Origin of the sequence: Flavobacterium hydatis (genome assembly GCF_000737695.1) — a bacterium.
Classification (GTDB): Bacteria; Bacteroidota; Bacteroidia; order Flavobacteriales; family Flavobacteriaceae; genus Flavobacterium; species Flavobacterium hydatis.
Genome location: NZ_JPRM01000006.1, coordinates 207,392 through 232,814, shown reverse-complemented (window position 1 = coordinate 232,814; position 25,423 = coordinate 207,392). Strand labels below are relative to the sequence as shown.

Sequence of the window (25,423 nt, the reverse complement as noted above, 5' to 3'; positions counted from 1 at the left end):
TTTCCAAAATAATTTAGGCTAATTTAGAAATAAAATAATAATTACAACCATAATATTTACTATGCATGCATATAATTATGGAATAATTTCTGTTTTAAGGGAATAATTGGTTATTTATTAATTAATATTCAGGTTTTTTGAGTTTTTTATTGAGTAAATTGGAGCTGATTGGAAATTTATTTTAAAAATATTTTATTATATCAAAAAAAAATGCCTCGATTAATCGAGGCATTTGTAAGAATAGCTTTTGTTTTTACTCTTCCATGTAGGCTTCAATAGGAGCGCAACTACATACTAAATTTCTATCTCCAAAAGCATCATCGGCTCTGCGTACAGTTGGCCAGAATTTGTTTTCGGCAATATAGTCTAATGGGAAAGCTGCTTGCTCTCTTGTGTATGGGAAATCCCAAACATCTGTAGTAAGCATTGCTAATGTATGTGGAGAATTTTTTAATACGTTGTTTTTGTCTTCGATAGTCGAAGCTTCTATTTCTTTACGAATAGAAATCATAGCATCACAAAAACGGTCTAATTCTTCTAAGTTTTCACTCTCTGTAGGCTCAATCATTAATGTTCCTGCAACTGGGAAAGAAACTGTTGGAGCATGGAAACCATAATCCATTAAACGTTTTGCAATATCTGTAACTTCGATTCCTTTTTGTTTAAAAGGACGACATTCTAGGATCATTTCGTGAGCTGCACGACCCATTTCTCCAGAATATAAAGTTTCGTAATGACCGCTTAATTTTTCTTTGATGTAGTTAGCATTTAAAATGGCATGTTGTGTAGCGCTTTTTAAACCTTCGGCTCCTAACATCGAGATGTATCCGTAAGAGATTAAACAAACTAATGCTGAACCCCATGGAGCTGCAGAAATAGCTGTAATGGCATGATCTCCTCCTGTTGCTATAACTGGGTTTCCTGGTAAAAATGGAACTAGTTGTGGCGCAACGCAAATTGGTCCAACTCCTGGTCCACCACCACCGTGAGGGATTGCAAATGTTTTGTGTAGGTTTAAGTGACAAACGTCAGCTCCAATTGTAGCAGGATTTGTTAATCCTACCTGAGCATTCATATTTGCACCATCCATATATACTTGACCTCCGTTATCGTGGATCAATTGTGTAATTTCTTTAATAGCACTTTCGTAAACTCCATGTGTAGATGGGTAAGTTACCATTAAACAAGAAAGATTGTCTTTATGCAAGATTGCTTTTTCACGTAAATCTTCTACGTCGATATTTCCGTTTTCTAAAGTTTTAGTAACGATAACTTTCATTCCAGCCATTGCAGCAGATGCAGGATTTGTTCCGTGTGCAGATGAAGGAATTAAAGCAATGTTTCTGTGGTGATCTCCTTTTGATTGGTGATAAGCACGAATAACCATAAGACCTGCATATTCTCCTTGTGCACCAGAGTTTGGTTGCAAAGTTGTTCCAGCAAAACCTGTGATAACATTTAATTGTTGCTCTAGTTTTTTCAACATTTCCTGATATCCTTGTGCTTGATCAAGCGGAGCAAAAGGGTGAATGTTGTTCCATTGTGGGCTACTTAATGGTAACATTTCTGAAGCTGCATTCAGTTTCATCGTACAAGAACCAAGCGAAATCATCGAGTGATTTAAAGCTAAATCTTTACGTTCTAACATTTTGATGTAACGCATCAAAGCTGTTTCTGAATGGTATTTATTAAAAACATCGTGCTCTAAAAATGATGATGTTCTTTTTAAATGCTCTGGGAAATGATTTGTATTTGTTAAGCTATCGATTGTTGTAGCTTGTTGATTTGTAGCTGTAGCGAAAACAGAAATGATTTCGTTTACTTCGGCAACACTCACTGTTTCGTTTAACGAAATAGAAATTGTGTTATCGTCGATGTAGTAAAAGTTAATTTCGTTTTGTTCTGCAATTGTGCGTACTTTTTTAGCATCAGCTTTTACAACGATAGTATCAAAGAATGCAGTATTAGTTTGCTCTACACCTAATTTTTTTAATTCGTTTGCAAGTGTTGCAGTTGCAGCGTGAACTTTGTCTGCGATGTATTGCAATCCTTTTGGTCCGTGATATACTGCATACATTCCTGCCATTACAGATAATAATACCTGTGCAGTACAAATGTTTGAAGTTGCTTTATCACGTTTTATATGTTGCTCACGAGTTTGTAATGCCATACGCAAAGCACGGTTTCCGTTAGTATCGATTGTAACACCAATGATACGTCCTGGCATGCTTCGTTTGTATTCGTCTTTAGTTGCAAAATAAGCGGCGTGTGGTCCACCGTATCCTAACGGAATTCCAAAACGTTGTGTAGTTCCTACAACAACAGCAGCTCCCATTTCTCCAGGAGGAGTTAATTTTGCTAAGCTTAAAATATCGGCAGCAACAGCAACTTTAATTTCGTTTTCTTTTGCTTTAGCGATAAATGCAGCATAATCATGAACTTGTCCGTATTTTCCAGGATATTGTAGGATTGCTCCAAAATAAGCTGTTGAGAAATCGAATGTTTCGTGATTTCCTATAACTAGTTCAACTCCGATAGGTGTTGCACGAGTTTGTAAAACTGATAATGTTTGTGGTAAAATTTCTTCAGAAACGAAAAACTTATTGATTTCGTTTTTCTTTTGGTCTCTTGATCTTACATCAAATAAAAGTGCCATTGCCTCGGCAGCAGCAGTTGCTTCATCTAATAATGATGCATTTGCAATTTCCATTCCGGTTAATTCAATAACTGTAGTTTGAAAATTAAGGATTGCTTCTAAACGACCTTGAGCTATTTCAGCTTGGTAAGGTGTGTATGCTGTGTACCATCCTGGGTTTTCAAAAACATTTCTTTGAATTACAGCTGGAACAATAGCTTGGTTGTATCCTAAACCAATATATGATTTAAAAACCTTATTTTTATTTCCTAATTGGTGTATGTGATTTGAAAACTCATATTCTGTCATTGCAGGATCTAAGTTTAACGGTGCTTTTAAACGAATGTCATCTGGAAGCGTTTCATAAACGAGTTGTTCAATAGATTCAACTCCAATTGTTTTCAACATTTGTTGATGGTCGGTTTCTCTCGGACCAATGTGTCTTAAAGCAAAAGCATCTGTTTTCATATAGTAGTAAAAGTGTTGTTTTTTGTGGTGCAAAATTAAGTATTATTAATAATTTAATAGCTATTTTTTATTGCATTTTTTATCAAATTTACAACTAAAGGGTTGATTTCTTATTAATTGATTAGTTTTGTTATATGAAGGTAGTTACACAGTTATTTAATTTTTATATCAATAGCAGTATTCACGTTGCTTTATCATGTTATGCTTTGGTGCGATTAACGTTCCATATGTTTGGTATTGAGTATGATGAGTCAATGGCTTTGTTCGCATTTTTCGGGACCATTGTAGGATATAATTTTGTAAAATACGATGCCTTAGTTCGTGTAAACAGAGCGCCAATAGGCAACCAATTAAAAATTATTGCTGTTTCTAGTTTTTGTTCCCTTTTGTTGGTTGGATATTATTTTTTTCAATTACATCAAATAACACAAATTGTTTCGGTTGGAATTCTTGCTATTACGGCGCTTTATACACTTCCTTTTTTTCCTAATAGAAAAAATGCTAGAAATTGGGCTGGGGTCAAAATATATATAGTTTCACTTTGTTGGGTTGGAGCCACTTTGGTTTTACCATTAATAAATGCTGAAATTGCTTTTACTTCTGATTTTTATTTAAAATGTGTACAGCGTTTTATCTTGGTTTTTGTACTAATATTAATTTTTGAGATTATCGATTTGGCAAATGATGATCCGCATTTGCAAACTGTTCCTCAGCAAATAGGAGTAAAGCGAACTAAGATTTTGGGACTATCGCTTTTAATTCCGTTTTATTTTTTGGAGTTTTTAAGACTAAATCTTGATAAAAATCAATTGGTGATAAATTTAATCATGGTTCTTGTGTTATCCCTTTTCATTGTTTTTGCAAATGAAAAAAGACCTAAATATTATACTTCTTTCTGGGTCGAAAGTATTCCGATTTTTTGGTGGATGATGGTTGAGTTTTATGGATAAAAGATATAGAAACAAAAAAACCGATGTTTAAACATCGGTTTTTTTATAAACGAAAGTTTTATTTCGTTTTTTGATCCGCAAGAGCTTTATTTAATTCTGCTTTAGCTTCGTCTAATTTTTTCTTTTTCTTATCGATTTTTTCTTTCGATTCTTGATTTTTAACCGCTTTGTTGTACTCATCGGTTCTTTCCTTAACTTCTTTTTGTTTTTCTTTTACTTTTTTGTCAAGATCATTGGTAACTGTTTTTGTAGTGCAGTTCTTTTTAGTTTGTGCTATTGCTTCTTCAATTCCTTTAATCTGACTTTGGTTACCTGCTTTTTTTGCGTATTCTAATTTTGTATTCAATTCACATAACTTTCTTTCGCAACCTTTTAATTCTTTACAATTAGTTTGTGCAAACCCGATAGATGTGATTGCAAAAAAGGCTACTGATAAAATTTTTGTTTTTACTGACATAATGTTTATTTTAAAATTGTTATTCTGAATTTTCTATATAAAATTAGTTCGTTTTTTAGATAAATCCATTGATTACGAATACTATATTTAGTACGCTTTGATAAAAAGCTGTCATAAAGCATGCCAAAGCAGTTTTTTCAGAATTTTAAAATTTGAGAGGAATTTTATTTCAATAAACTTCGAGAAATTTTATCAATATTCATTTTAAAAGGGAGAAAAATACTTTAGTTGTCTTTTTCAGATATTTCTTTTAAGGTTTTGTTTCTTTCTGTAAGAAGTTGAATTAAATGTTTCTTTAAAAATAAATCATCAAATAATTCACCTAAAATGCCAAACGGAGTTTCATATTGTAGTTTATCAGTCATGATTGTTTGCCCGTTTTTTTCTTCAAAAAAATGTTCATGTTTAAATGATTTAAATTTTCCACTTTCCATTTCATCTGCAAAGTAGTTGTAAAAATTCATTGCAGTAATCCGGCTTTTGTGTGTTAAGTAAAACCCGAAGTGTTTTCCTCGCCATGTTACAGTTTCGTTATAAATTATTAATCCAGATGTTACGCCAGCAATTGCAACTTCTTTTGTTTTGCTTACAGATTGTTGATGAACATCAATATCCCTAGAATTATCGAATACGATTTGTTTTGATGCTTTTATTTTTGTGGTAAGATGAATCGTTGTCATAATTTGTGTTTTGCACTAATAGTTTGAGACAGATTATAAATATAAATACCATTATAGCATTGCCAACGGTTTCAACCGTTGGAGCGCAATTAATTATCGCAATCGGCATCCCACGGTTGAAACCGTGGACTATGGTTTTAATTTAATAGGTTTCGAAAAGCATTATCTACATTATCAAACTTAAATTCAAATCCATTTTCTAAAAGCTTTTTCGGAACTACGTTTCTACTTTTTAAAACTAATTCGGGTTGTGTTCGAATAAAGAAAGCTCCTATTTTAAGCAGAAATGTATTGAGTGGGATTCCGAAAGGAAAACCAACAGTTTTTTGAAGTTTCTTCATAAAGTCAGCATTGCGAATCGGTTTAGGAGAAACAACATTAACAATCCCAATCATTTCTTTTTGGAGTATAAAATCTACTGCATTTGCAAAATCGTCTTCGTGAATCCAGCTAATAAATTGATTTCCTTTTCCTTGTTTTCCTCCGAATCCAATTTTAGCTAAGGTTTTAAGCGGAATTAAAGCGCCGCCTTTTTTTCCTAAAACTATCGATGTTCTTAAAGCAGTTTTTAATGTATTTGGAGTTTCGGTTTTAAAGAATGCTTTTTCCCAAGATAAAGCCACATTTATAGAAAAATCATTTCCGATTTCGCCAGTAGTTTCGTCCATTTCTTTATCTAATGAAAAACGATAAATTGTAGATGTAGATGAATTTAGCCAATGTTTGGGCGGAGTTTTACAATTTAAAACAGCCTTGTTTAAAACACGTGTGCTTTCGATTCGAGATAATAGAATTTCTCTTTTATTTTCTTTGGTATAACGACAATCTACAGATTTTCCTGCAAGATTTATTAATACCGTTGCGCCTTCAAGTTCATTTTCCCAACCAGAAAAAGTTCTGGCATTCCAGTTAACGTATTTAATTCCATTAACGGTTTGTGATTTTCCTCGGGTGAGAATTACAATTTCTTCAAATTTATTTTTGAAATGATTGACTAAAACTTGTCCTAAAAAACCTGTTCCAGCTGCAATAATTAGTTTTTTCATTGTCTTAAAAAGTTTGCTTTTTTTCAATATCAGGGAATACTACGTCAATTCTTCTTGCCAGTTCGGGTAGTTTAATAGTTGGAACTGCTGGGAATAAATGATGTTCTAAATGATAAAACATACTAAATGTAATTTTGTTTTTCCAATTTCCTCGTTGTGTTCTGGCATATTCCGGTGATTCTTCGGTATCGTGATGTACTGTCCAAACAGCGAAAAAAGCCATTAAAAATTCGGCAAAAACCATGACAATAATATGATAGATTAAAAAATGAATATTAAAATAGAAAACGGCAAATGTTACTATGGCAATAGAAATAAGTTCTAATAATACATTTTTTCTATAATTTTTGTTTCCTAGTTGTAAGGTTATTTTATGAATTAGAAACATATGCATAGGACCATAAAGAATAGCTCCGTACCATGTCATTCTTGCCGATTTTCCTTCATAATCTTCATCTGACAAACAATATTTATGATGTCTGATGTGATTAAATTTAACGGCATGGACTGAAACCATCAATAAAATACTGTTTGAATAAAGTGTAAACCACGTTAAAAATTTATTAGTTCCTAATGAGTTATGAAAACCATTGTGTACTTGTCTTAATCCTGTTAAAAAGAAAAAAGCTGAAAAAGGTATTGCTAATAAATAATATCCAAAATAAGAAAGTGTGATAGAGATTAGAAACCATGGAATTGTCAAATTATTTTCGATTAACATTTCTGTAAAACTTAGATTTTTCAAATCTTTCCATTGTACTTTTTTTAGTATTTCTTGATGTGTCATTGCAGATTCTTTTAAGTTTACTATGAATGAATTAAATCTAGCAGTCCCAAAGCTTCGGAACTGCCAGATTTTGTTATTAATTAAACTTTTAGAACTAATCTGTCTTCTTCTTGTGCTTCTCTGGCTTTTCTTTTTCCTCTAAAAAAGAAATACAAATTAAGGAATAACATTAATCCGAGGTAAATAGAAAAACTTCCTATTTTATAACTTAAAGCTTCAATTAAGATTTGATAGTTACTAATGTCTTCGCTTATTCTTAATATCATTAATGCAAAGCCAAGATTAAGAAGATAAAAACCTGTTTCGAAAAGCTTATTTGTAGCATCGGCAATTTCTTCTCTTCCTCTAAAAATGTCTAGCATGTATATTTTTCCATTGGCGAATAAAGTTTTAGAAACATAATATGTTAGGAAAAGTGCTATTGGTAAATAGATTGCATAACCGACTAAAATTTTTGTAGTTTCCATGATGTTTGATTTACTAGTTATTAATTAATTTCTGAATGTATTTAGTTATTATAATGATGTTTATGTAATGTAATCCTGAGATTATAAATATGATAATTGCTGTTTTTGTTGCTATAACTTCTATGAGTTGGCTGGTTACTATTATTGTTTCCCAAGAAATTAAAGTCATGGCACAATAACCAATATTTAATAGATAATAGCCCAGAAGCAATATCTGGTTTATTCGAAGGCATAAATCTTCATGGTCGGGTATAAGTTCTGAAACGAATACATTGCCATTTTTATAACAGGCTTTTCCAACTTTTACAATGATGAAAATGGTAATTATTAAGTAAATGAAATACCCAATAATATTAAGATTAGCATTCATGACTTTATTTTTTTCTTGTTCTCGACAGTAATCTTAGAACCAATCGCTAAAAAAGCTGAAAGTGGTTTTGATTGATTGAGGAAAGCAAAATCTTTCCCATAATTATCTTCAAAATCAACATCTATTTTATAGTCGATTATTGGTAGTTGTTCCCATCTTGGATGAGTTACTTCATACTCAAAAGTGGTGTTCTTATCGTATTTTGTATATCCAAAATAATGCTCGGTAATAAATTCGGCTTCTGAGTTTAATTCTATTTCCGATTCCTGTTTTTCAGTTTGAACCTCAATAATATTCCATTTGTTATGATTTTTCCATTGGTAAACAAACCTCTTGTATTCTTCATTTTCGCTAACAGAATGTTCCATTTTATTGGTTTGGTAATGTTCCTTGTATAATGTGTTTGCAATAAAAGTAATGGCGCTTTTTGGAACTATTTCTTTTATAAAAACGACTCCACGTTTCCATTGTCCATTTTCAAATCGTTTTACATAAAATCGAAGATTTACTTCTTCAAAATCAATATGAAAAGGAACTTTTATGCCTAATACTTTTGTATTCTCAAACATAAAACCAACAAGACTCACATAACATTTGTTGTTCCATAGATCTATTTCTGTTGCAGGAGGAACATATTTTTCTAATGTTTTAGCATCAACTTCGTAATTAAATAATGCTAAATTTTTCCATTCGGCGGTTAAGAAGCTCATTAGTTTTGTTTTTTATAGATTATACTTGAAAGATAAATTGCTAATAATGGAGGAGTTGGGACTAATATATAGTTTAGAAAAACATTATAATTTAGATAGTGATTAATAAACCATAGAATAAAGAATGAAACGACTCCTGCCATATATGCTTGAAGGTTTTTATCATGCGGATTATCGACTAACATTTTTACACCAATTGAAAATTGCAGGAACCCAGTTAGTATAATTGAGCATAAGGCTAATATTAATGCGACTTCTTTAAATATGGGATAGGTAAGCAAAAGAGCAAATGGAAGACCGATGGCAAATGTGTTGGTATATTTTATAGTTTTCATAGTTATTTATTATTTTAAACTTTCAGAAAAAAATGAAAGTTTTGGTTAAATTTTTTTAATTTGAGATTTTACTTCATAATCTTTAAGACCAAACGTCCCAACCAGTTTTCATTAATTTCAGTCATTTTATCTAGCATATTGTCTGCCTTTAATACAAAATCATACAACTTGGTGGTTTGCTCAACAAAGTGTTTTTCTTCTGCCGAATCTTTTGAGTCTATCGAGGAAACTTCTTTTAATATTTTAAGAGCAGGTTTAATTTCGCGTTTGCTTCTTTCTCTAGCAATTTTTACAGCAAGTTCGTCTAAATCTTTTTCAGCAGTAAAGAATTCTCTTCTTTCTCCCGATTTGTATTCTTTGTAAACTATTCCCCAATCCATCAAAGCTCTTAAATTCATGCTTGCATTACCGCGGGAAATTTGCAATTCTTCCATTACATCTTCCATCGAAACAGGTTCGTTAGATACCATCAATAAAGCATGAATCTGTGCCATGGTTTTATTAATACCCCATTGAGAACCTAAGGCTCCCCATGTTTGAACGAATTTATTTTTTGCTTCTTTGAATTCCATAGTTCAAATGTAAGTAAAAGTTTTTAAACTTTCAAAAATAAATGAAAGTTTATTGCGTAAAAGTGTGAATTTGTTGTTCAATATGGTTGTAATCAGGTGTTTATACGTGGTTTTAGGTTTCGTGTCATTTTTTTGTTTGTTCCATGACCAAAATTCCCTGTTTGATATCATTTTGTTAAAAATGCCTATTTATTTCTAATAGCTTTGAAATAGAAGTTAGCCCTAAATCTATCATTTATAATAGTTTTTGATTTTTAAATGATTCAGCTAACTCATTAAATTGAGTGGAGCAGAACCCACTAAAATAAACGGACTGTTTCGCACAGTACAAAGCGGAGGCGGATCTGAAAAGCCTTATGAGTAGGACAAAAACTATTATTATGCAAGCAATACCTGTAAAAGTAAAAAATGTGAATGTGTATCCTTATGTTGAATGGAATGGTGGAGGCGTTGGACCTGTTATTCTTCCTGTTATTGAAGGAGCTAGTGGAACCTATGGTTTTGGTACACTTGGAAGATCTTTATTCTATAATCTTAATTTAGAAAGCCACAAACCACAACTTAATATCCATCATAAATATGTAGCAACGGGAGAGAATGAAGATGGTACTCGTTTTACTACTGAGTGGATGTTTTGTACAAATGTTAGTGATGATTCACAATTTGGAAGAACAATAACATTGGGTCAGTAGGGCAACTACAATGATTTCTTTACATGATACATAACGTACAAAAGTTATTAGTCATGAAGTTAAACAATAATTAGTATTAAAAACTATAACGATGGGAATAATTATGCCTTATGGTGTCGCTATTAGAGAAGCTTTAGTATCAAATGATTTGGCTAAGATGGAGGCTGTTGCTAAACAGGCAAAGCAAACCATAAAAGACCAAGGAGATCTAACTGTAGCTTTACTAGACTTGCTAGACGCGATAGATTCTTTAAAAAAGAAAAAATAAACTGACTTGTACAGAAAAACAAGGGGGTATCTGAAAAACCTAAAGAGTAGGAATAACTATAAACACAAGATATTATGGCAACAGTACTTTACGGAGTAGGAATCAGAGAAGCGATAGCTTCAAATGATTTAGAAAAAATGGTTGCAGTAGCTGAACAAGCTAAGAAAACCATAAGAGATCAAAAAGATTTGCATGTAGCATTGGTAGAATTGCTTGATGCAATTGATACTTTGAAAAAGAAAAAGTAATCTAAAAAAGACGGTTTATTAAGTTTTACTTTTTAAGCCGTTTTTTTAATCAATTAACCATAAATGAAATTAAGATGGACAAGACTTCAACACGATACAGAGTAAGAGATGATTATGAAACAGCTACTCCGGTTCATGTAGTATGGGAAATTACTTTAGCATGTAATTTGAAATGCTCACATTGCGGATCCAGAGCAGGAAAAGTAAGACCTGGAGAATTAACTACAGAACAATGTTTTGGTGTTATTGATAGTCTTAAACGTCTTGGTACAAGAGAAATTTCCATTATTGGTGGAGAAGCTTTTTTAAGAAAAGACTGGCTTGAAATTATCGAAAGAATACATCAAAGCGGGATTGAATGTTCTATGCAATCTGGTGCCTATAATTTAAACGAAGAGCGAATTATTGATGCTAAAAAAGCAGGGATAAATAATATTGGAGTTTCCATCGATGGGATGCCCGATACACATAATAAAATAAGAGGAAGAAGAGATTCTTTTGAGCATGCAGTTAATTGCTTGCAATTGCTAAAAAAACATAATATAACTTCTAGTGTAAACACAGTAATTACAAAAAGAAGCAAAAATGAGCTGAATGAGCTTTTAGATATTCTAATAGAAAATGATGTAAAGAACTGGCAAATACAACTTGCAGTTGCCATGGGAAATGCCGTAGATAATTCAGATGAATTAATAGTTCAGCCTTATGAATTAATAGATTTTTACGACGATCTTATTGTAATATACAGAAAAGCTTTAGCACATAATATCTTGATACAGGCAGGGAATAACATTGGTTATTTTGGACCGTATGAACATATTTGGAGACAAGGAAATGAAAAATATTATACAGGATGTTCAGCAGGACATACAGGAATAGGGATTGAGGCAGATGGAAAAATTAAAGGATGTCCGTCATTACCAACAAGCGCCTACACAGGAGGAAATGTTAAAGATATGGATCTGGAAGATATTTGGAAGTATAGCGAAGAAATGGTTTTTTCCAGATATAGAAATAAAGAAGAATTATGGGGCGGCTGCAAAGGTTGCTATTATGAGTCTTCTTGTTTAGCAGGATGTACCTGGACAAGCCATGTTTTGTTTGGTAAGAGAGGGAATAATCCTTTTTGTCATCATCGTGCTTTAGAACTAAAAAAGAAAGGTCTTAAAGAACGCATAAGAAAAATACAAGAAGCACCAGGTGTATCTTTTGATATGGGACTTTTTGAAATTATTGTTGAAGATGAAAATGGAGTAATAGTAGAAATACAATCACCAAATAGTGAAACTCCAGTTTTAGTTCCAGATTATTCGGCCAGAATTCCGAGAATCCCCAAAGCACTTAAATTATGCAACGGATGTGATAATTATGTTTACGAAGAAGAAACAGTTTGCAGTTTTTGTAATGCCGATGTTCAGAAAGTAAACGATGAATATGCAGCTAAAATGGAAAGAGCAAAACAAACGCTGGAAAAATTAGAATTATTAATGATGAAATAATATGGAGCAGTTAAAAAATATTCAATCAGAAATTGATCGGTATTCGCAACATATTGAAGAAGGATTAAGCCTGTCGGAAATTACTATAAAGTATGGTTTAAACTCTTACAGATATGGATCCTCTAGTTTTTTAGATAATCTTTTTGATCCCATTCCTATCACAGACAAAACGATATTTTATGATTTAGGTTCAGGCTATGGGAATATTATTTTATATGGCGCGGTAAAATATCCAAATGTTCAGTTTAAAGGAATTGAAATTCTCGAAGAGCGAAATAAAGTTTGTATTGATTTAATCAAGAAAGAAGAAATCACCAATGTTACGGTAACTTCTGGCGATATTTTAAAGACCGATATTTCTGATGGAAATGTTTTTTATTTATATAATCCTCTTTATGATTTTCAATATGCTGAATTATTAGATAAACTATATCAGATCTCTTTAAAGAAGACCATTATTGTAATTGCGGAATCTCAATGTGCTTTTTTTGATGAAGCCAATTGGTTAGAACAATATCACCTTAAAGACATTGATGTTATCAGAAAAATTAAATATTACCGCTCCAAATTTGCTAATTAATACTCATCAAAGTTAAAATCAGACAACAATTTAAAATCGAAATAATCATGGCTAATTTAAGTTCAATTATTCTTCCGGTTCTAGAAGGAATGGAAGAATCATATTTAAAAGATCAATTATTAAAATTCTTGCCAGTTCAGGAAGAATCATTTTCGAAAATTGAAAAAAGTTTTAATCAATTGACATCAAAAGTACAAGATAAGGATAGGTTACAACGTTTTTTTCATAGTTGGAGCCAAACCAATAATAGCGCAATGACAGTTGCAGGAATTAGCAATCGTATGACAATGCTAGTTCATAAAAACCAGCCAATCGCAGATGAAAGAGCGCTATTGCAATCCATTACTAGTTTAAATAGAATTGTAGATGAAGATCTGGCAGTTGTAGGCAGAATTTTGCATTCGCAATTATTTTATACTATGGCAACTACTATTTGTACAGACGATGACTGGCTTTCGCGTAGATATCTAAATCAAAGTGCTTGTGATTTTAAAGGATGGAAAGATCAAAACTCATTGCGAAATAAAGATATAATGATTGCTTTATTGACTACTCTGATACACGAAATTTATACTCATGGGGAAGTAGAGTATATATTGCCAAAATTTGAATCGTGGTTGAAAAATGATTACGGTTTCTCAGAAGAGGAATGCGACAAAGCATTGGCATGGATAAGTGTTCATTGTGGTCCAACTGAAAAAAATCATTTCTTTTTTGCAGTGAGTTCTATTTTTTATTATGCCAAGGCAATGAATGTTGATCTTGAAGCGTATGAATTAGAAGGAATCATTAAAGATTATTTAGCTAAGAAATCTGCCGTAATGGTAGATCTTATGGAAGTAGAAGAGCTTAGTTTTTAAAGCATATTCTAATAATAATTCTTGAAAATAAACTCCTAATTATTATGTCTAAAATTAAGCTGCAGCAAAACCAAGCTGATAAACATGAAAAATGGAATCAGTTATTTCCTGAATATTTTCAAAAAGGCAGGGGAGGATTAGATACTAACTCTTTTGCTAATTCTTCGGTAATCGTTTCTTCAGAATATAGCAAAGAAATGAATCGCTTATGTACTATTTTAAATAAAGCTTGTGCGGCAATTGTTTTGAATTATTTTGAAGACGAAAGAATTCGAGAATATTATCAATTAGGCAAAGACCTGGAAGCTTTATTGAAAAAAAGTAATGGAAAACCATATAATCAGGGTTTTTATCGCCCTGATTTTTTATATGACACAAACAATCAGGTCAAAATTTGTGAAATAGGAGCGCGATATTCTCTAAACGGTTGGATGATTAGTTATTATTTACAATTAATAAACAATCAGATAGACGCATATAAAAGTAACGTAAGTACTGAAAATGCGGATTTAAAAAATCTTATAGGCGATTTGCATCATCAATTAGCTTCTCATAAAAAAGTAGCGATTATTCATGATGACGAAAAAGGGAGTGATATTTTTTATGTTCAGAAAGAATTAGCAAAATTTCAAATCGAATTAATTTCGGCAAGACCTCAGGATTTAGTTGTGGTAGATGATTTAATATACGTAAACGGAATACCGATTTCGCAATTTATATTAGAGATGGATCGCGAAGAACTAAAGAAAATAAGTCCAGATGTAATGGATAAGTTAATCGAGACAAACGCTTATTTTAATGATATCCGAACCTTAATTTTAATTCATGACAAAAGAGTTTTGGCTGTAATGTACGATGCTCAAATAATGAGAGATTATTTAAGCCAAGAGGATTATGATTTTTTGCAAGATTACCTTATTCCGAGTTTTGTTATTACTAATGATGATGGCTGCGATGCTTTTACCGCGAGTAAAGAAAATTTGATTTTAAAATTAAATAGCGGCGGAAGAGGAATTGGGGCTTATGTTAAAAGTGATTGTACAAGCGAAGACTGGAATACTATTGTTAGAAAAAACTGGAATAAATATCTCATTCAGCATTTTGTTGATCAAAAGGAGTTTAATGATGCCGAAAATAATCGTCAGATTCATCTAGTAGGAATGTTGTTATGCAAAGATGACAAAAATTACGGAGCTGGTTTTTTTCGAGGTTCAGATGAGTCGATTGTAAACGTACATCAAGGCAGAGCTTTGATTTATCCGGTATTAGAGTAATATAAAATGATGAAACATCATGGAACATACAGTTGTTATACCTCTTTACAATAAGGAAGCTTATATATACGATACGATTCGTTCCTTGGCTTTTCAGGATAAAAAAGCATCACAAATTATTGTTATAGATGATTTTAGCACAGATCAAAGTTTAGTTTATTTAAAAGATTCATTATCATTTTTTGCACCACAATTTTTGCAAACCGATATTCAGGTTATTGAATTGGAGGAAAATAAAGGACCGAGTAATGCAAGAAATATTGGGATAGAACTTGCAACAGGAGATCTTATAAGTTTTTTGGATGCAGACGATTGTTATACCTCTTCTTGTTTAAGTGATGTTAGTTCAATTATAGAACAAGAAAATATAGCTGTTTTAATACTTGGAATTGTCTTAGTCCCATCCGATGAATATCTACCAGAGATAAAATCATTTGAAACTGAATTAACTCCGCTTTCCAATGAATTATTTTTAATACCCAATCCATTGCATACTGTTAGTTCACCAGATTTTATTATGGGAGTTGGCAGTAATGTTGTAATCCAAAAAAAATACCTGCAAGACATTCGTTATGAAATTAATGTTTCTTTAAATGAAGGAATTGATTTTTGGTATCGCATTTTAAAAAATTTGCCACAACAGGCTCGGGTTGGATTACTGAATAAAGTTTGTATAGAAGTAAGAGAAGTAGAAGGAAGTTTATCTGGAAGTCGTTACACAAATTGGGCAGCATTAGAAATTCCTTTTTCAATAAAACGATATAAAGAAAGTGCTAATCGATACGATCAGCAATTAATGGGAATGTTGTCACAACGATGGTTAGAACATGCAATGGAGCGACTACCGTCCTGGCAACAAAAAACTCTATTTGTTTTAAATCATTTCGGGATCTTAATTAAAAACGGTTATTATTTAAAAAGAAGAAGTAAATAAAATAAGAAACTATGTATCCAGCTTATATCTCTCCAGAAATAGACAACTCAGTATTACAAGATTATTTTGAATTAGCAAAACAGAATCCTTTATACAGCGATTTTTATAAAGGAAATGATTATGCTATTGATGCACCAATGCTAAGTAAAAAAGAGTTAATACCTATTTTAAATACAAAGTTTAAACTTGAAGAAGAAAAAAAAGGAGTGTATTTAGTACGCTCAGGCGGTAGCAGTCAGAAGCCTTTAATATTTCCGGTTGATATACAAGAAAATCATAACCAGCGTCTTGTAATGGCGGGCGAATTAACAAAAAATAACTTTTTTACTCCAGAAACAATTGCTTTAAACATTTTTGGTTATTCAGATATGTATCGCACTGCAGCAATTATGGATGATATTTTAGAAAAATGTCAGGCCACAACACTACCATTGAGTGCACATGCAAGTTATAGTGATGTAGAAAAGGCAGCCAATTATTTTAAGCCAAATTTTATATTTGGAACACCTTCTAAATTATTATGTTTTGCAAAATATTTAGAAGAAAATAATAGAAAATTAGAAATAGAAAATTTGCTTTACGCAGGCGAATTTCTAAGACCCAATATTCAAAAGCTTTTGCAAAAGACTTTCGGAGTTCAACAAGTTTATTCCATGTATGGTTCAGCCGAAACTGGAATTTGGGCTTGGTCAAATTTTACTAAAAATCCATCATTATTCTCAATTATAAAAGGTATTATAGTCGAAATTATAAATCCTGATAAAGACGGATATGGTACAATTGCAGTTACCAATACATTCCGTAAAAGGTTTCCTGTTTTTAGATATGCCATAGGCGATTTAGGACGATTGATAGAATTAAATGGAAAGAGCTTTTTGGAATTAAAATCCAGAGAAACTAAATCTTTTATAGTTGCAGAAGAACATTTTGATTTAGATGACATAATTTCTCTTGTAAGCGATGCAGATACTTTTCAGATTCAATTGTCTACCGATGAATTTTTTAAAGATGTTGTTAGAATGTTAATTGTTCAAAATGTATCTAAAAATCAAAGAGAGGATTTTGTTGAGCAAAAATGTGCCGACTTAAAAGAATTTTTGCATTATGATGGAGGTTCTATGAAAGTCGAAGTTTTGTTAGTTACTGCAGCTCAATTATATATAGATCCTAATACTACAAAAACACCAATATTGTTAGATTTGAGATGATGATTTTTTATAAAGTAATCATCTTTAATTAGTTACGTCGAATAATTTCATTACACATAATTATTTACTTCATGGATAAAAAAACCTGTTTTATGACATTTTTTTATTCATGATTTTATAGGCATTGTAATTTTAGTAAATAAAATATAAAAAAAATGTTTAGGAAAGCTATATGTAACGAAATCAAAACATACGAACGTTAATAAAAATAAATCATACAATTAGAAATAATAACCCCCAAAGCTAATTACCATGAAAGATTTATCTACTTCTTCGACACCATGTGTTGATCCGATATCAGATTCAAGATATCCTGTTTTGGAGCCTTTTACAGGCCCTCAACCTAAACTCCCACAATATTGGAAATGTACTTGTTTGCTTCACCCTTTTAGTCCCCCTCAAAGTAATAGTACACCTGCAGATCTTGCAAGTCCATTTTTTGAAATTTGTACCGCCACTGTTTATTATGCAGAAGGAATTGGACTAAATGCTCTTTTAGTAGGTAGCTCCGGCAGAAGATGGTGGTATAGAGTAACGCCAACTCAAACGGAAATATCTACAGACGGAAGTCGTTATACACCGATAAATGTAGGCTGGAAAGTTCCAACTACAAACTGGTTTGGAAATGAAAGCAATAAAGCTAAATGTTCAGGAACTAGTTACCTGAACTGGATGAAAGCACAGAAAGTAGATTGGTGGAAAATTCCGGTTGGTAATAGCGATCCGGCACCTGCCACCTGGATGTGGTTTGATCACAATACCAATTTTCCAGTGCGTCTTATGTTCGGGCAAGGACCTGTTGCATCTCCTGGTATGGGAGACGTTAATCAGTTGGCACTTTTTCAAATGTTTTCTTTTACCTATTTCCCCACTTTTGAGAAACTAACGAGTAATCCGTTAAATTCTCCTCTGGTGCCTCCGGCGATAGAGGGCTATTCTTTTGGAAATCCTAATAGATATGAGCTATTTACATGGAATACAAATTTTGGGATGACTGTTTTTATGACACCTGTTAACCAAGCTTTCAGTCCTTTGCCTACAAGAGTTTTATACAACTGGAGAACTGATGCACAATACCGCGTTTCTTCTGATAGGAGTCAGAGCACATTGATGAAATATACATACAATCCCCAAAATAAATTTACTTCCCAACAAGCGCTTCTTACAGGACCAGCTCCAAGCGGAACAACGCCACCGGCTAACAGCGGTGCTGGTTTTCTAATAAATTATTTTGGTGATAAAATAACAAATGTTCTTGGTTTCGGAAACTTTCCATTCCCTCAACAACCACCAAATTGGGTTCAAATTCCAGCTGTACAAGGAAGAATTCAGGCAACGATTATTAGTAATCCAGTACTTTGTCCAGACAGAAGAGTTACTGTAGTAGGAGTGCTTTTTCCACCTTCAGGAAATAATTATCCAGATTCCACCTATTTGTGGACTTGGTACAGCCCTCAGAATGGAAGTGGAACCAGCAGCAGACCAATAACATTTATGCAATCACAATCAGGTGTAGGTCAAGGAACCAGTCTTGCCTTGGCAGATTATTTTGATTATGAGGAATTCACGGCGCCAATTCCAGCATGCAATTTTGCAGTTCCACCTAGTGATTTTAAAGTATTAGGAAACCCTATTCCACCTGATAATAAGAATGCGAATCCTTGGCTTGATACAGGTATTAGATTGAATCCCAGCAGAGTTGCAACTATAAAGTATGTAGATGGTTTATGGACTGCAAACCCAAATATCAATAACGGTAGACAATACAATTCAGCTGGAAATCCAACTTTTATTAGTGCAAAACCAGGATATGCTCTTCCAAACGCAAACGAGGGTGCACTTGTTGGTAAAGTCGGGGATACAGTTTTCTTAATCGGGTTGGAGGCAAGTACGCCACCGGGACTCGTTGGAAAGTTAGAATTATGCATCAACGATGATTTGAAAGGAATTTATGGAGCAGGTCTAACAGACAACAAAGGTTATGTAAATGTGAAGATAAGCGTTGGAGCTTCAAAGAAAGATAAAATTATAATAGAAAGTGGAGCAGAACCCACTAAAAAAAACGAGGCGGTTTCTGAAAAGCCTTAAGAGTAAGAAAATCTAAATCAAAAAATTATGTCAAATTTATTAGAAGGTGCTTATTTAGCAAATGGCACAATTGGAAATGTAGGAACGCCAGGTGCGCCTATTGCAAAATTTAGTTTAGTAGTTGTACCATCGCAACATTCAGTGACAGGTACAGTAGTAATTACACAAGCAATCGCTGGTCCTGATAGTCATATTGTTGTTCAGGTAAAAGGAAAAATATATGCAACAGGATTCGGACCCTTTACTAAAGTAGTTGGTCTTCATGGTCAATATGTTCATGCGGTTTCTCCTCCGGGAATAGGTGCTTTTTTAGCCAATTTCAATGCACATTTTGCAATAGATAATGCATGGAATGGAACAGGAGGTTTTTCATATTATCAACATGATATAGAAAAAGTACCAGTAACTGCTTTACCAAGCTTAAAAGAGCAATTGTCATAAAAGTAAAAATCTTATGAAACAATTCTGCTTAAGTGGAGTAAGAATTTAAATTAAAAAGTTGGAAACAATTCGCTTTTTAATTTATTGAAAAAGATTGTCTATCCAGACAATCTTTTTTACTTATTGCTTTTCTGTATATGTTCAAAGGTTTTTTTAAAATTAAAATATTTTTTTTATTGAAAATCAGGTATTTATACGTTGTTTGAGTTTGTCGGATTATTGTTTCTTTATTCCTGAATAACCAAATAGATTTAATAGAATAAAAATCAGCCCCATTGATTTTTAATACTTAACCTATAAAACAATAAATATGTCACACGATCCCCCAAATTTAGATTCTGATACATTGATTTATCGAAGCCTGTATTATCATTCTGACCAATCTCTTGGTGAAAAACTTGTAAAAGAGAAAAAGGTTGCTGAGGATGTTAAAGTACCAAGAATTAATCAAGTCCCGATAAGAGGTTCTTTCTCGATTTCGGCCTTTGCAACAATTGTTGGTAGAGACAGTTTGCGTAACGGAAGTAGTGTAATGGAAACCCTTTGCTTAAATCCGCAGGAAGTCCATCAGTAACTTTTGTATGTAAGTAGTGTGATTCTTCTACTTAAATTGTAAAAATAAAACCAATAACAACACCTATTTGTCAAGATGAATTAATGTTGTTTAAAACCAAGCAATCATGAGAAAATTGAATATAAAAACCAGTATTGCATTTATTGCAATTGGAATGCTCCTTTTTTTAGGATGTAAGAAAACAGATTTGTTGTCTAATACAGATAAAGATTATGAATATTTGCCACAAGATGTAAAACAGTCTTGTGTTGTTACTGAAGCCGAATTTAAAACTTGGTTTAAGGGCGGAACAGTCACAGAAAACGGATTAGTTGAGCCTGCAAATAGTGTAACATTCCCTCATAATAACAATTGTGATTTTTATAAATGGTCAGAACAGATGTTTTTATGGATTACCTCACCAACTTCTAGTGGTTCATATAAAAGTGGAGGAACTGTAATGGAATCTCCTGTGTTTTATAATGTTTCGGCAGCAGATAAAAACGGAAATCGTGTATTGACTCCTCATGCACCAAATACTATAATGAGTGCGGTAGGTAATATTGAGCAAACAGGACCAAATAGATTACCGATTGTGTTTGATAAAAGCGGGAAAATGTTTGAAGTAGAACCTCAAGAAAAGAATGAAGCCGTTAAAGATGCTGGAAATAAATCTGTTGTTGTAGGTAAAATAGTTGCCAATGCCAATGGATTACATTCTTTTGTAGATATAAAAGGCAAAGTAATTTCAAGTCCTAAAGCAATAATTGCTGGTAAAGTTCATCCTGAAAATATTGTACAGGAATTTAAAGAGGGAAATAAAACGATTCTTCTTGACTCAAAAGGAAATATAATTGATACAGAACAAGGACAGGCGGGGTCTAGCGGAGCATTAGTTGCGAGCAATAATTCATTAGTTTATTATATAACAATGGTAAATGATGTTTATGCTTACTTCTTGACTGGTATAAAAGATAAAGGAGATAAAGGATTAAAAGCAAAAGAATTTCCAACAACTGCAGCTGCACGAGACAGTATTCTTGCTTATGCAAAATTGAAAGGTTTTGCGGCACCACCAGACCCGGATGCTTTGGCAATGGAATTAAAAACATCTTGGGTTGAAGCTAAGGATTTGCCAAATGCAGAAACTTATATTACAATTAAAGCTAAAGTTCCGGTGTATGACAAGACAGATCCTAAACTTTGGAAATTAACAGATAAGACAACCGTAACAACATTAGCATTGGTGGGAATGCATGTGGTAGGAAGTGTTGCTGGGCATCCTGAAATGATTTGGGCAACTTTCGAGCATCTAAAAAATGCACCAAATACAGCATATTCATACACAGATGTTAATGGTAAAGTAAAGCAAGTAAAAGGAGATACTGGTAAAGGATGGCTTTTTAATGATAATGCAAATGATACTGTAGGAGGACAAAATATCCAGAATATGACAGTAGTTAATGATACACTTAATACTGATGTAATTAAAATTGTAGATCCTGCGCTTAGTAGTTCTAAAGTAAGAAGAATTATGGCTTGGGGTGTTGCTTCTGATACGATACCAAATGAAGAAGATAAAACACCTGCAAACTCTAATAGTGAAGTTATCTCTATTAATAATGCGGTACGCAAAATGTTGGTTGGTAATGATATTAGGAAAAATTATCTACTAATAGGAGCTACATGGACTGCTGGAGGTGTTGTGCCAAATGGTTATTCATATCCTTATAATGGGACTCCACCAACTCCAGGAAATGCGATTGGTACCGGACGATTAGCAAACACTACAATGGAAACTTTTTTTCAGGCACCGAGCTCGAATGCAGATCCTAGTAGTGGTAGTAGAGCAGTTACTTCTTGTTTATATTGTCATGGCTATTCACTAGATCCAAGAAATAAGAATGGGATAAGTCATATATTTAGTGAAATTCGTGCATTGCCTACAAATATGGGAAATTTACCAAAATTAAAATAAGTTACTAATTCAATAAAAAAGCCAGTACTAAATTTAGTTACTGGCTTTTTGCTTTTATATATTTTATAATAAAGGGTTTGTTAAAATTTCTAAATTTCTATATTTGTGAATGAATAAAATACGTATGGAAAATAATTTCAGATTAAAATTAGGAAAAAATAGCTTAATCCTTTTTGCTTTTGTTACAATTCTAGTAGGTTGTAAACGTATAGAAAAGACAAATGAAGAGAGTAGTTTAAGCGTGGGGAAAAAACTTGAAATTTCTTCCAAAGAAATCCAAAGAATTTTAAACACAAAAGCGAATCTAGAAAACACACAAGTTTCAGATGAAATGAAATTGAGTATTCCGGAGAACTATTATTTCCGAACAAGTTCTATTAAAAAGGATGAAATCGATGCCGATTCTAAATTTGGAAAGATTGCTTTGGCTACAAAAGAAAGTTATGATTATGTCGAAATTATAAATTCCTTATTTATTAATAACAAATTAGGCGAAGAAAGCGTAGTAATTATAAAAGATGATAATCCAAACCTGCTTACAATCGATGATTTAAAAGAAGATTATGAAATAGAAACTATCTATTTTGAAGATAAAAACAGCATCGTATTTAGTGAAGATAAAACTTTTACAACAATACATTTTCAATACGATTCAACAACCAAAAGTTATTTAATTTATAGAGGAGGCATTAGTTGGAGCAAAGCTTTTCCTAATGAAGACAAACTCGATTTGGCTTTTTATTTTTTGCGAAATGCTAAAAATCTTTTGAGCACTAATTTTACAAAGCAAGAATTTACATGGAAAGATTATGTAGATAACAGACCAAAAATCGAAATAAATTTAATGAAGTTTTATTTCAAAAATTTCAAAAAAGAAATGGGAGCTTTTCTAAATGTAAATGAAATTGCAAGCCCAGAATATGATGGTCACTCATTGGTTAAGTTGTATCGATTAGCTCCAAATGGAGATACTTTATTTTACGAATTTTTAAATAAATTAGAGACTGGGAAATCCTATGAGGCTCAAGATACAAAGTGGGCAAGCGAGTTGTTTTATACAGACGATAAGTGTAAGGTAATCCCAAAAGGAGCATCTTCTATCGTAGAGATTACCAGGTTAAATTATGATGGAGAAGTTTATGAAAAACAATTTATGGTTTTTTCGATAATCAATTATGACAAAAAAACTTTCTTACTGAAAACTGAAAATAATTTAAATGAAAAAACGACTGATTTTTTCGTCAAAATGTTTAATTATTATTCAGAAAACTTCACTTTAGATTTAGTTAATAAAAAATAATTATGAAAAAAAGTATCGTTGGTTTATTAGTTTTAGCTTTGACTTCCTGCAATCCAGTTGGAGAAAATTTGGGAGAAATGCCGTTGTTTCAAAACGCCATTTCATCAATAGATAGTTTAGATTTAAAAAAAGGAGAAGAAATTGTGTTTTGGTCCAAAGTTACGACACGCAAAGACTCGTCGTTTTCAAAATATAAGATGAAATACAGTATTAGCCTTAATGGTAAAATTATTCATTTTGACAGTACTTATGTGGCTAATGGAGAACATACCATAAACTCAAAAATAACAAAAGATGAAATTATTCATTCATCATCAAAAGGTAAAGATTCGATAGAACATATCGAGAATTGGGAATTTGAAATAGAAAACAAATCGTTTAAAATTCCTCAAGACGGGAAGTATGATTTTGACTTTAAATTAGAAGCTCCTGAACTAGATTTTTTTGCGAAAAACAGTAGTAGTACTTCGGTTATAATTAGAAAGAAATAAATAAAAAAAGCTGTCAACCGACAGCTTTTTTTTATTGGAATTGTTTGATGTTTTCTTCAAACTCTATTTCATCCTGGTTTTGAAAATATTCAGTATAAAATGATTTATGTATTATATAATAAAAAACATAATAAACCATAAACACTGAAATTACTGCCAGCCAAAGGAAAGAGAAAATTTTATCCTGAATAAAAAATAGATACCCTTTTGTAAAGTCAAAGATCTCTTTTATATCCTCATAATAAGTTATAATCGCTATTGCAAAAGGAACAATTTTAGTAGTAATCCTGAATCTCGATAATAAAATTACGGCAATGATTAACATTGGTATTTTATAAAAAACATTCGGGTTTCGATATTCAGCTTCAGTAGAGAAATATCCATAACAAATTAATAAAATAGCCAGAACGCAGTAAATAGCCAGATGGATATTTCTTTTAGTTTTTAGTTTAGTTATATATTCTGGAATAGATTGGTTGTCTTTTTTCGAAAATAATAAGATAAAAAACGAAATAAGATTTAATATAGGAAGCAACGAAAGAGCGTTGATTACACCAAAATATTTTTTAAGCGAATAATTTCTGTATTGAAGCAAGTTTCCTAGAAAACGACCACTTACAAAAAGGACAAAGAAACTTGATAAGAAAAATAAAACGCGAGTGTATTCAATCTTATCAAATGCATAAAAAGAAACGCGAAGAGCATTACTACCTAAATCTATAATACACATTATTAAAACCGTATAACTGATAATAAATCCCCATTTAAAAAATGAACTAGAAATAGGCTGAACATCTATTGGGTTAATTATTTCTTTTCTAGAATAAATTCGGTTTGATATGTAAAAATATCCAGCCAAAACAAGTGCAGTTTTTATTGAAATTAGAAGAAAAATAAAGCAAACAATTATATCCTGTGTATATGGAGAGTCGCTTATAGAAGCAAAGAATTTATAAAACTCATCGACATCACTCTCTATTATGTACGATAAAACAATTGTTATGACCAACTGAATCAGGAATGTTTTTGCTTTTGATAAAGTTGTGGTATGTTTTTCATTTCTAAAATACGAAGTTGAAAAGTACAGTATCGGGATGATAAATGTAAAAAAATGAACAAAAGAATGAATGTAGGTGCTATTGTCGATAGGAAGATAATAATCGGCCGTTAAATACAAATCATTCCTTAATGTAAAATAGGGTATGAATAATAACTGAATAATAATTCCTTTTTTTATAAGGTCATTTTTATAAAAGTACCAAGCAAAAACAAGACTGTGTAAGAACCAACTCTGAGCTTTCCATATCGTATCATACGTGGTTGTTTCTGGTCCATAAAAAGAAACAAAGTAATTACTACAGTAAAAGAATGCAATAACTGAAATCAATATCCAAATGGAGTTTAAAGCTTTTTTTTGTGTTACAGAGTATTTTTCGGTCATTAATAAATATTTAAATGATGTTTAAAACGATTTATAAACAAATATAAAATAATTATATCGCATTAGTAAGAAAACTTTTAGATAGTATAAA

General features: G+C 32.0%; 27 protein-coding genes. 16 read left to right on the top strand and 11 right to left on the bottom strand.

The genetic code is table 11. The features are described from left to right. Positions 1 to 253 precede the first annotated feature (253 nt). Positions 254 to 3,103: an aminomethyl-transferring glycine dehydrogenase gene (gene gcvP, locus IW20_RS05550; protein ID WP_035619711.1), complete on the bottom strand. Its 2,850-nt coding sequence runs from the start codon at positions 3,101 to 3,103 to the stop codon at positions 254 to 256. 134 nt (positions 3,104 to 3,237) lie between these two features. Here gcvP and IW20_RS05545 point away from each other — a divergent pair, with 134 nt between their 5' ends. Then, the gene (locus IW20_RS05545) at positions 3,238 to 4,053 is read left to right on the top strand and encodes a UbiA prenyltransferase family protein (protein ID WP_035619710.1); all 816 of its coding nucleotides are present in this window, start codon (positions 3,238 to 3,240) and stop codon (positions 4,051 to 4,053) included. A 58-nt stretch (positions 4,054 to 4,111) separates the two neighbouring features. Here IW20_RS05545 and IW20_RS05540 read toward each other — a convergent pair whose 3' ends face one another. The 9 genes from IW20_RS05540 to IW20_RS05500 form a co-directional block, all read right to left on the bottom strand. Next, entirely contained in the window at positions 4,112 to 4,510 is a 399-nt protein-coding gene (locus IW20_RS05540; protein WP_051885578.1) for a DUF1090 family protein, read from the bottom strand. Between the two features lie 224 nt (positions 4,511 to 4,734). Continuing rightward, positions 4,735 to 5,190, bottom strand: coding sequence for an SRPBCC family protein (locus IW20_RS05535; RefSeq protein WP_035619709.1), 456 nt, complete (start codon positions 5,188 to 5,190; stop codon positions 4,735 to 4,737). Between the two features lie 137 nt (positions 5,191 to 5,327). Then, the gene (locus IW20_RS05530) at positions 5,328 to 6,236 is read right to left on the bottom strand and encodes a TIGR01777 family oxidoreductase (RefSeq protein ID WP_035619935.1); all 909 of its coding nucleotides are present in this window, start codon (positions 6,234 to 6,236) and stop codon (positions 5,328 to 5,330) included. A 4-nt stretch (positions 6,237 to 6,240) separates the two neighbouring features. Further along, entirely contained in the window at positions 6,241 to 7,023 is a 783-nt protein-coding gene (locus tag IW20_RS05525) for a fatty acid desaturase family protein (RefSeq protein ID WP_035619707.1), read from the bottom strand. A gap of 80 nt (positions 7,024 to 7,103) precedes the next feature. Further along, complete coding sequence (locus tag IW20_RS05520; protein WP_035619706.1) at positions 7,104 to 7,490, bottom strand: hypothetical protein; 387 nt, start codon at positions 7,488 to 7,490, stop codon at positions 7,104 to 7,106. 13 nt (positions 7,491 to 7,503) lie between these two features. Beyond that, positions 7,504 to 7,860: a hypothetical protein gene (locus tag IW20_RS05515; RefSeq protein ID WP_035619704.1), complete on the bottom strand. Its 357-nt coding sequence runs from the start codon at positions 7,858 to 7,860 to the stop codon at positions 7,504 to 7,506. Beyond that, entirely contained in the window at positions 7,857 to 8,570 is a 714-nt protein-coding gene (locus IW20_RS05510) for a YqjF family protein (protein ID WP_035619703.1), read from the bottom strand. The genes IW20_RS05515 and IW20_RS05510 overlap by 4 nt, the downstream gene beginning before the upstream one ends. Next, a complete protein-coding gene (locus tag IW20_RS05505) occupies positions 8,570 to 8,905 on the bottom strand; it encodes a hypothetical protein (RefSeq protein WP_035619702.1) in 336 nt (111 codons plus the stop codon). Before IW20_RS05505 ends, IW20_RS05510 begins: the two co-directional genes overlap by 1 nt. Positions 8,906 to 8,973: 68 nt before the next feature. Then, on the bottom strand, positions 8,974 to 9,477 hold the full coding sequence (locus tag IW20_RS05500) for a GbsR/MarR family transcriptional regulator (RefSeq protein WP_035619700.1): 504 nt from the start codon (positions 9,475 to 9,477) through the stop codon (positions 8,974 to 8,976). A gap of 380 nt (positions 9,478 to 9,857) precedes the next feature. On the opposite strand from IW20_RS05500, the gene IW20_RS05495 reads away from it, so the two are divergent. From IW20_RS05495 to IW20_RS05435, 15 genes are all read left to right on the top strand, one after another. After that, positions 9,858 to 10,169, top strand: a complete 312-nt coding sequence (locus IW20_RS05495) for a hypothetical protein (RefSeq protein WP_089052137.1) — start codon at positions 9,858 to 9,860, stop codon at positions 10,167 to 10,169. A gap of 91 nt (positions 10,170 to 10,260) precedes the next feature. Next, positions 10,261 to 10,437 (top strand): DUF1843 domain-containing protein, encoded by a 177-nt coding sequence (locus IW20_RS25740; protein ID WP_081912437.1) that lies wholly within the window; start codon positions 10,261 to 10,263, stop codon positions 10,435 to 10,437. Positions 10,438 to 10,511: 74 nt separating this feature from the next. Then, positions 10,512 to 10,685, top strand: a complete 174-nt coding sequence (locus IW20_RS25735) for a DUF1843 domain-containing protein (RefSeq protein ID WP_081912436.1) — start codon at positions 10,512 to 10,514, stop codon at positions 10,683 to 10,685. A 74-nt stretch (positions 10,686 to 10,759) separates the two neighbouring features. Next, on the top strand, positions 10,760 to 12,184 hold the full coding sequence (locus IW20_RS05490; RefSeq protein WP_035619696.1) for a radical SAM/SPASM domain-containing protein: 1,425 nt from the start codon (positions 10,760 to 10,762) through the stop codon (positions 12,182 to 12,184). A gap of 1 nt (position 12,185) precedes the next feature. Then, complete coding sequence (locus IW20_RS05485) at positions 12,186 to 12,764, top strand: class I SAM-dependent methyltransferase (protein WP_035619695.1); 579 nt, start codon at positions 12,186 to 12,188, stop codon at positions 12,762 to 12,764. A gap of 47 nt (positions 12,765 to 12,811) precedes the next feature. Further along, the gene (locus IW20_RS05480; protein WP_035619694.1) at positions 12,812 to 13,624 is read left to right on the top strand and encodes a hypothetical protein; all 813 of its coding nucleotides are present in this window, start codon (positions 12,812 to 12,814) and stop codon (positions 13,622 to 13,624) included. Between the two features lie 44 nt (positions 13,625 to 13,668). Next, positions 13,669 to 14,898, top strand: a complete 1,230-nt coding sequence (locus IW20_RS05475) for a hypothetical protein (protein WP_035619692.1) — start codon at positions 13,669 to 13,671, stop codon at positions 14,896 to 14,898. A gap of 19 nt (positions 14,899 to 14,917) precedes the next feature. Then, entirely contained in the window at positions 14,918 to 15,832 is a 915-nt protein-coding gene (locus tag IW20_RS05470; protein ID WP_035619691.1) for a glycosyltransferase family 2 protein, read from the top strand. Positions 15,833 to 15,843: 11 nt separating this feature from the next. After that, a complete protein-coding gene (locus tag IW20_RS05465) occupies positions 15,844 to 17,040 on the top strand; it encodes a phenylacetate--CoA ligase family protein (protein WP_035619690.1) in 1,197 nt (398 codons plus the stop codon). 252 nt (positions 17,041 to 17,292) lie between these two features. Then, positions 17,293 to 19,128, top strand: coding sequence for a hypothetical protein (locus IW20_RS05460; protein WP_035619689.1), 1,836 nt, complete (start codon positions 17,293 to 17,295; stop codon positions 19,126 to 19,128). A 27-nt stretch (positions 19,129 to 19,155) separates the two neighbouring features. After that, positions 19,156 to 19,569, top strand: coding sequence for a DUF1842 domain-containing protein (locus tag IW20_RS05455; protein ID WP_035619687.1), 414 nt, complete (start codon positions 19,156 to 19,158; stop codon positions 19,567 to 19,569). Positions 19,570 to 19,879: 310 nt separating this feature from the next. After that, positions 19,880 to 20,143, top strand: a complete 264-nt coding sequence (locus IW20_RS05450) for a hypothetical protein (protein WP_035619686.1) — start codon at positions 19,880 to 19,882, stop codon at positions 20,141 to 20,143. Positions 20,144 to 20,249: 106 nt separating this feature from the next. Next, on the top strand, positions 20,250 to 22,100 hold the full coding sequence (locus tag IW20_RS05445; RefSeq protein ID WP_035619685.1) for a hypothetical protein: 1,851 nt from the start codon (positions 20,250 to 20,252) through the stop codon (positions 22,098 to 22,100). A gap of 124 nt (positions 22,101 to 22,224) precedes the next feature. Continuing rightward, positions 22,225 to 23,400 (top strand): hypothetical protein, encoded by a 1,176-nt coding sequence (locus IW20_RS05440; protein ID WP_165571405.1) that lies wholly within the window; start codon positions 22,225 to 22,227, stop codon positions 23,398 to 23,400. A 2-nt stretch (positions 23,401 to 23,402) separates the two neighbouring features. Beyond that, positions 23,403 to 23,891 carry a hypothetical protein gene (locus IW20_RS05435; protein ID WP_035619683.1) on the top strand — a complete coding sequence of 163 codons (489 nt, stop codon included), beginning with the start codon at positions 23,403 to 23,405 and terminating at the stop codon, positions 23,889 to 23,891. Between the two features lie 31 nt (positions 23,892 to 23,922). Here the strand turns inward: IW20_RS05435 and IW20_RS05430 are convergent, their stop codons facing one another. Next, entirely contained in the window at positions 23,923 to 25,332 is a 1,410-nt protein-coding gene (locus tag IW20_RS05430) for a hypothetical protein (protein ID WP_035619682.1), read from the bottom strand. Between the last annotated feature and the right edge of the window lie 91 nt (positions 25,333 to 25,423).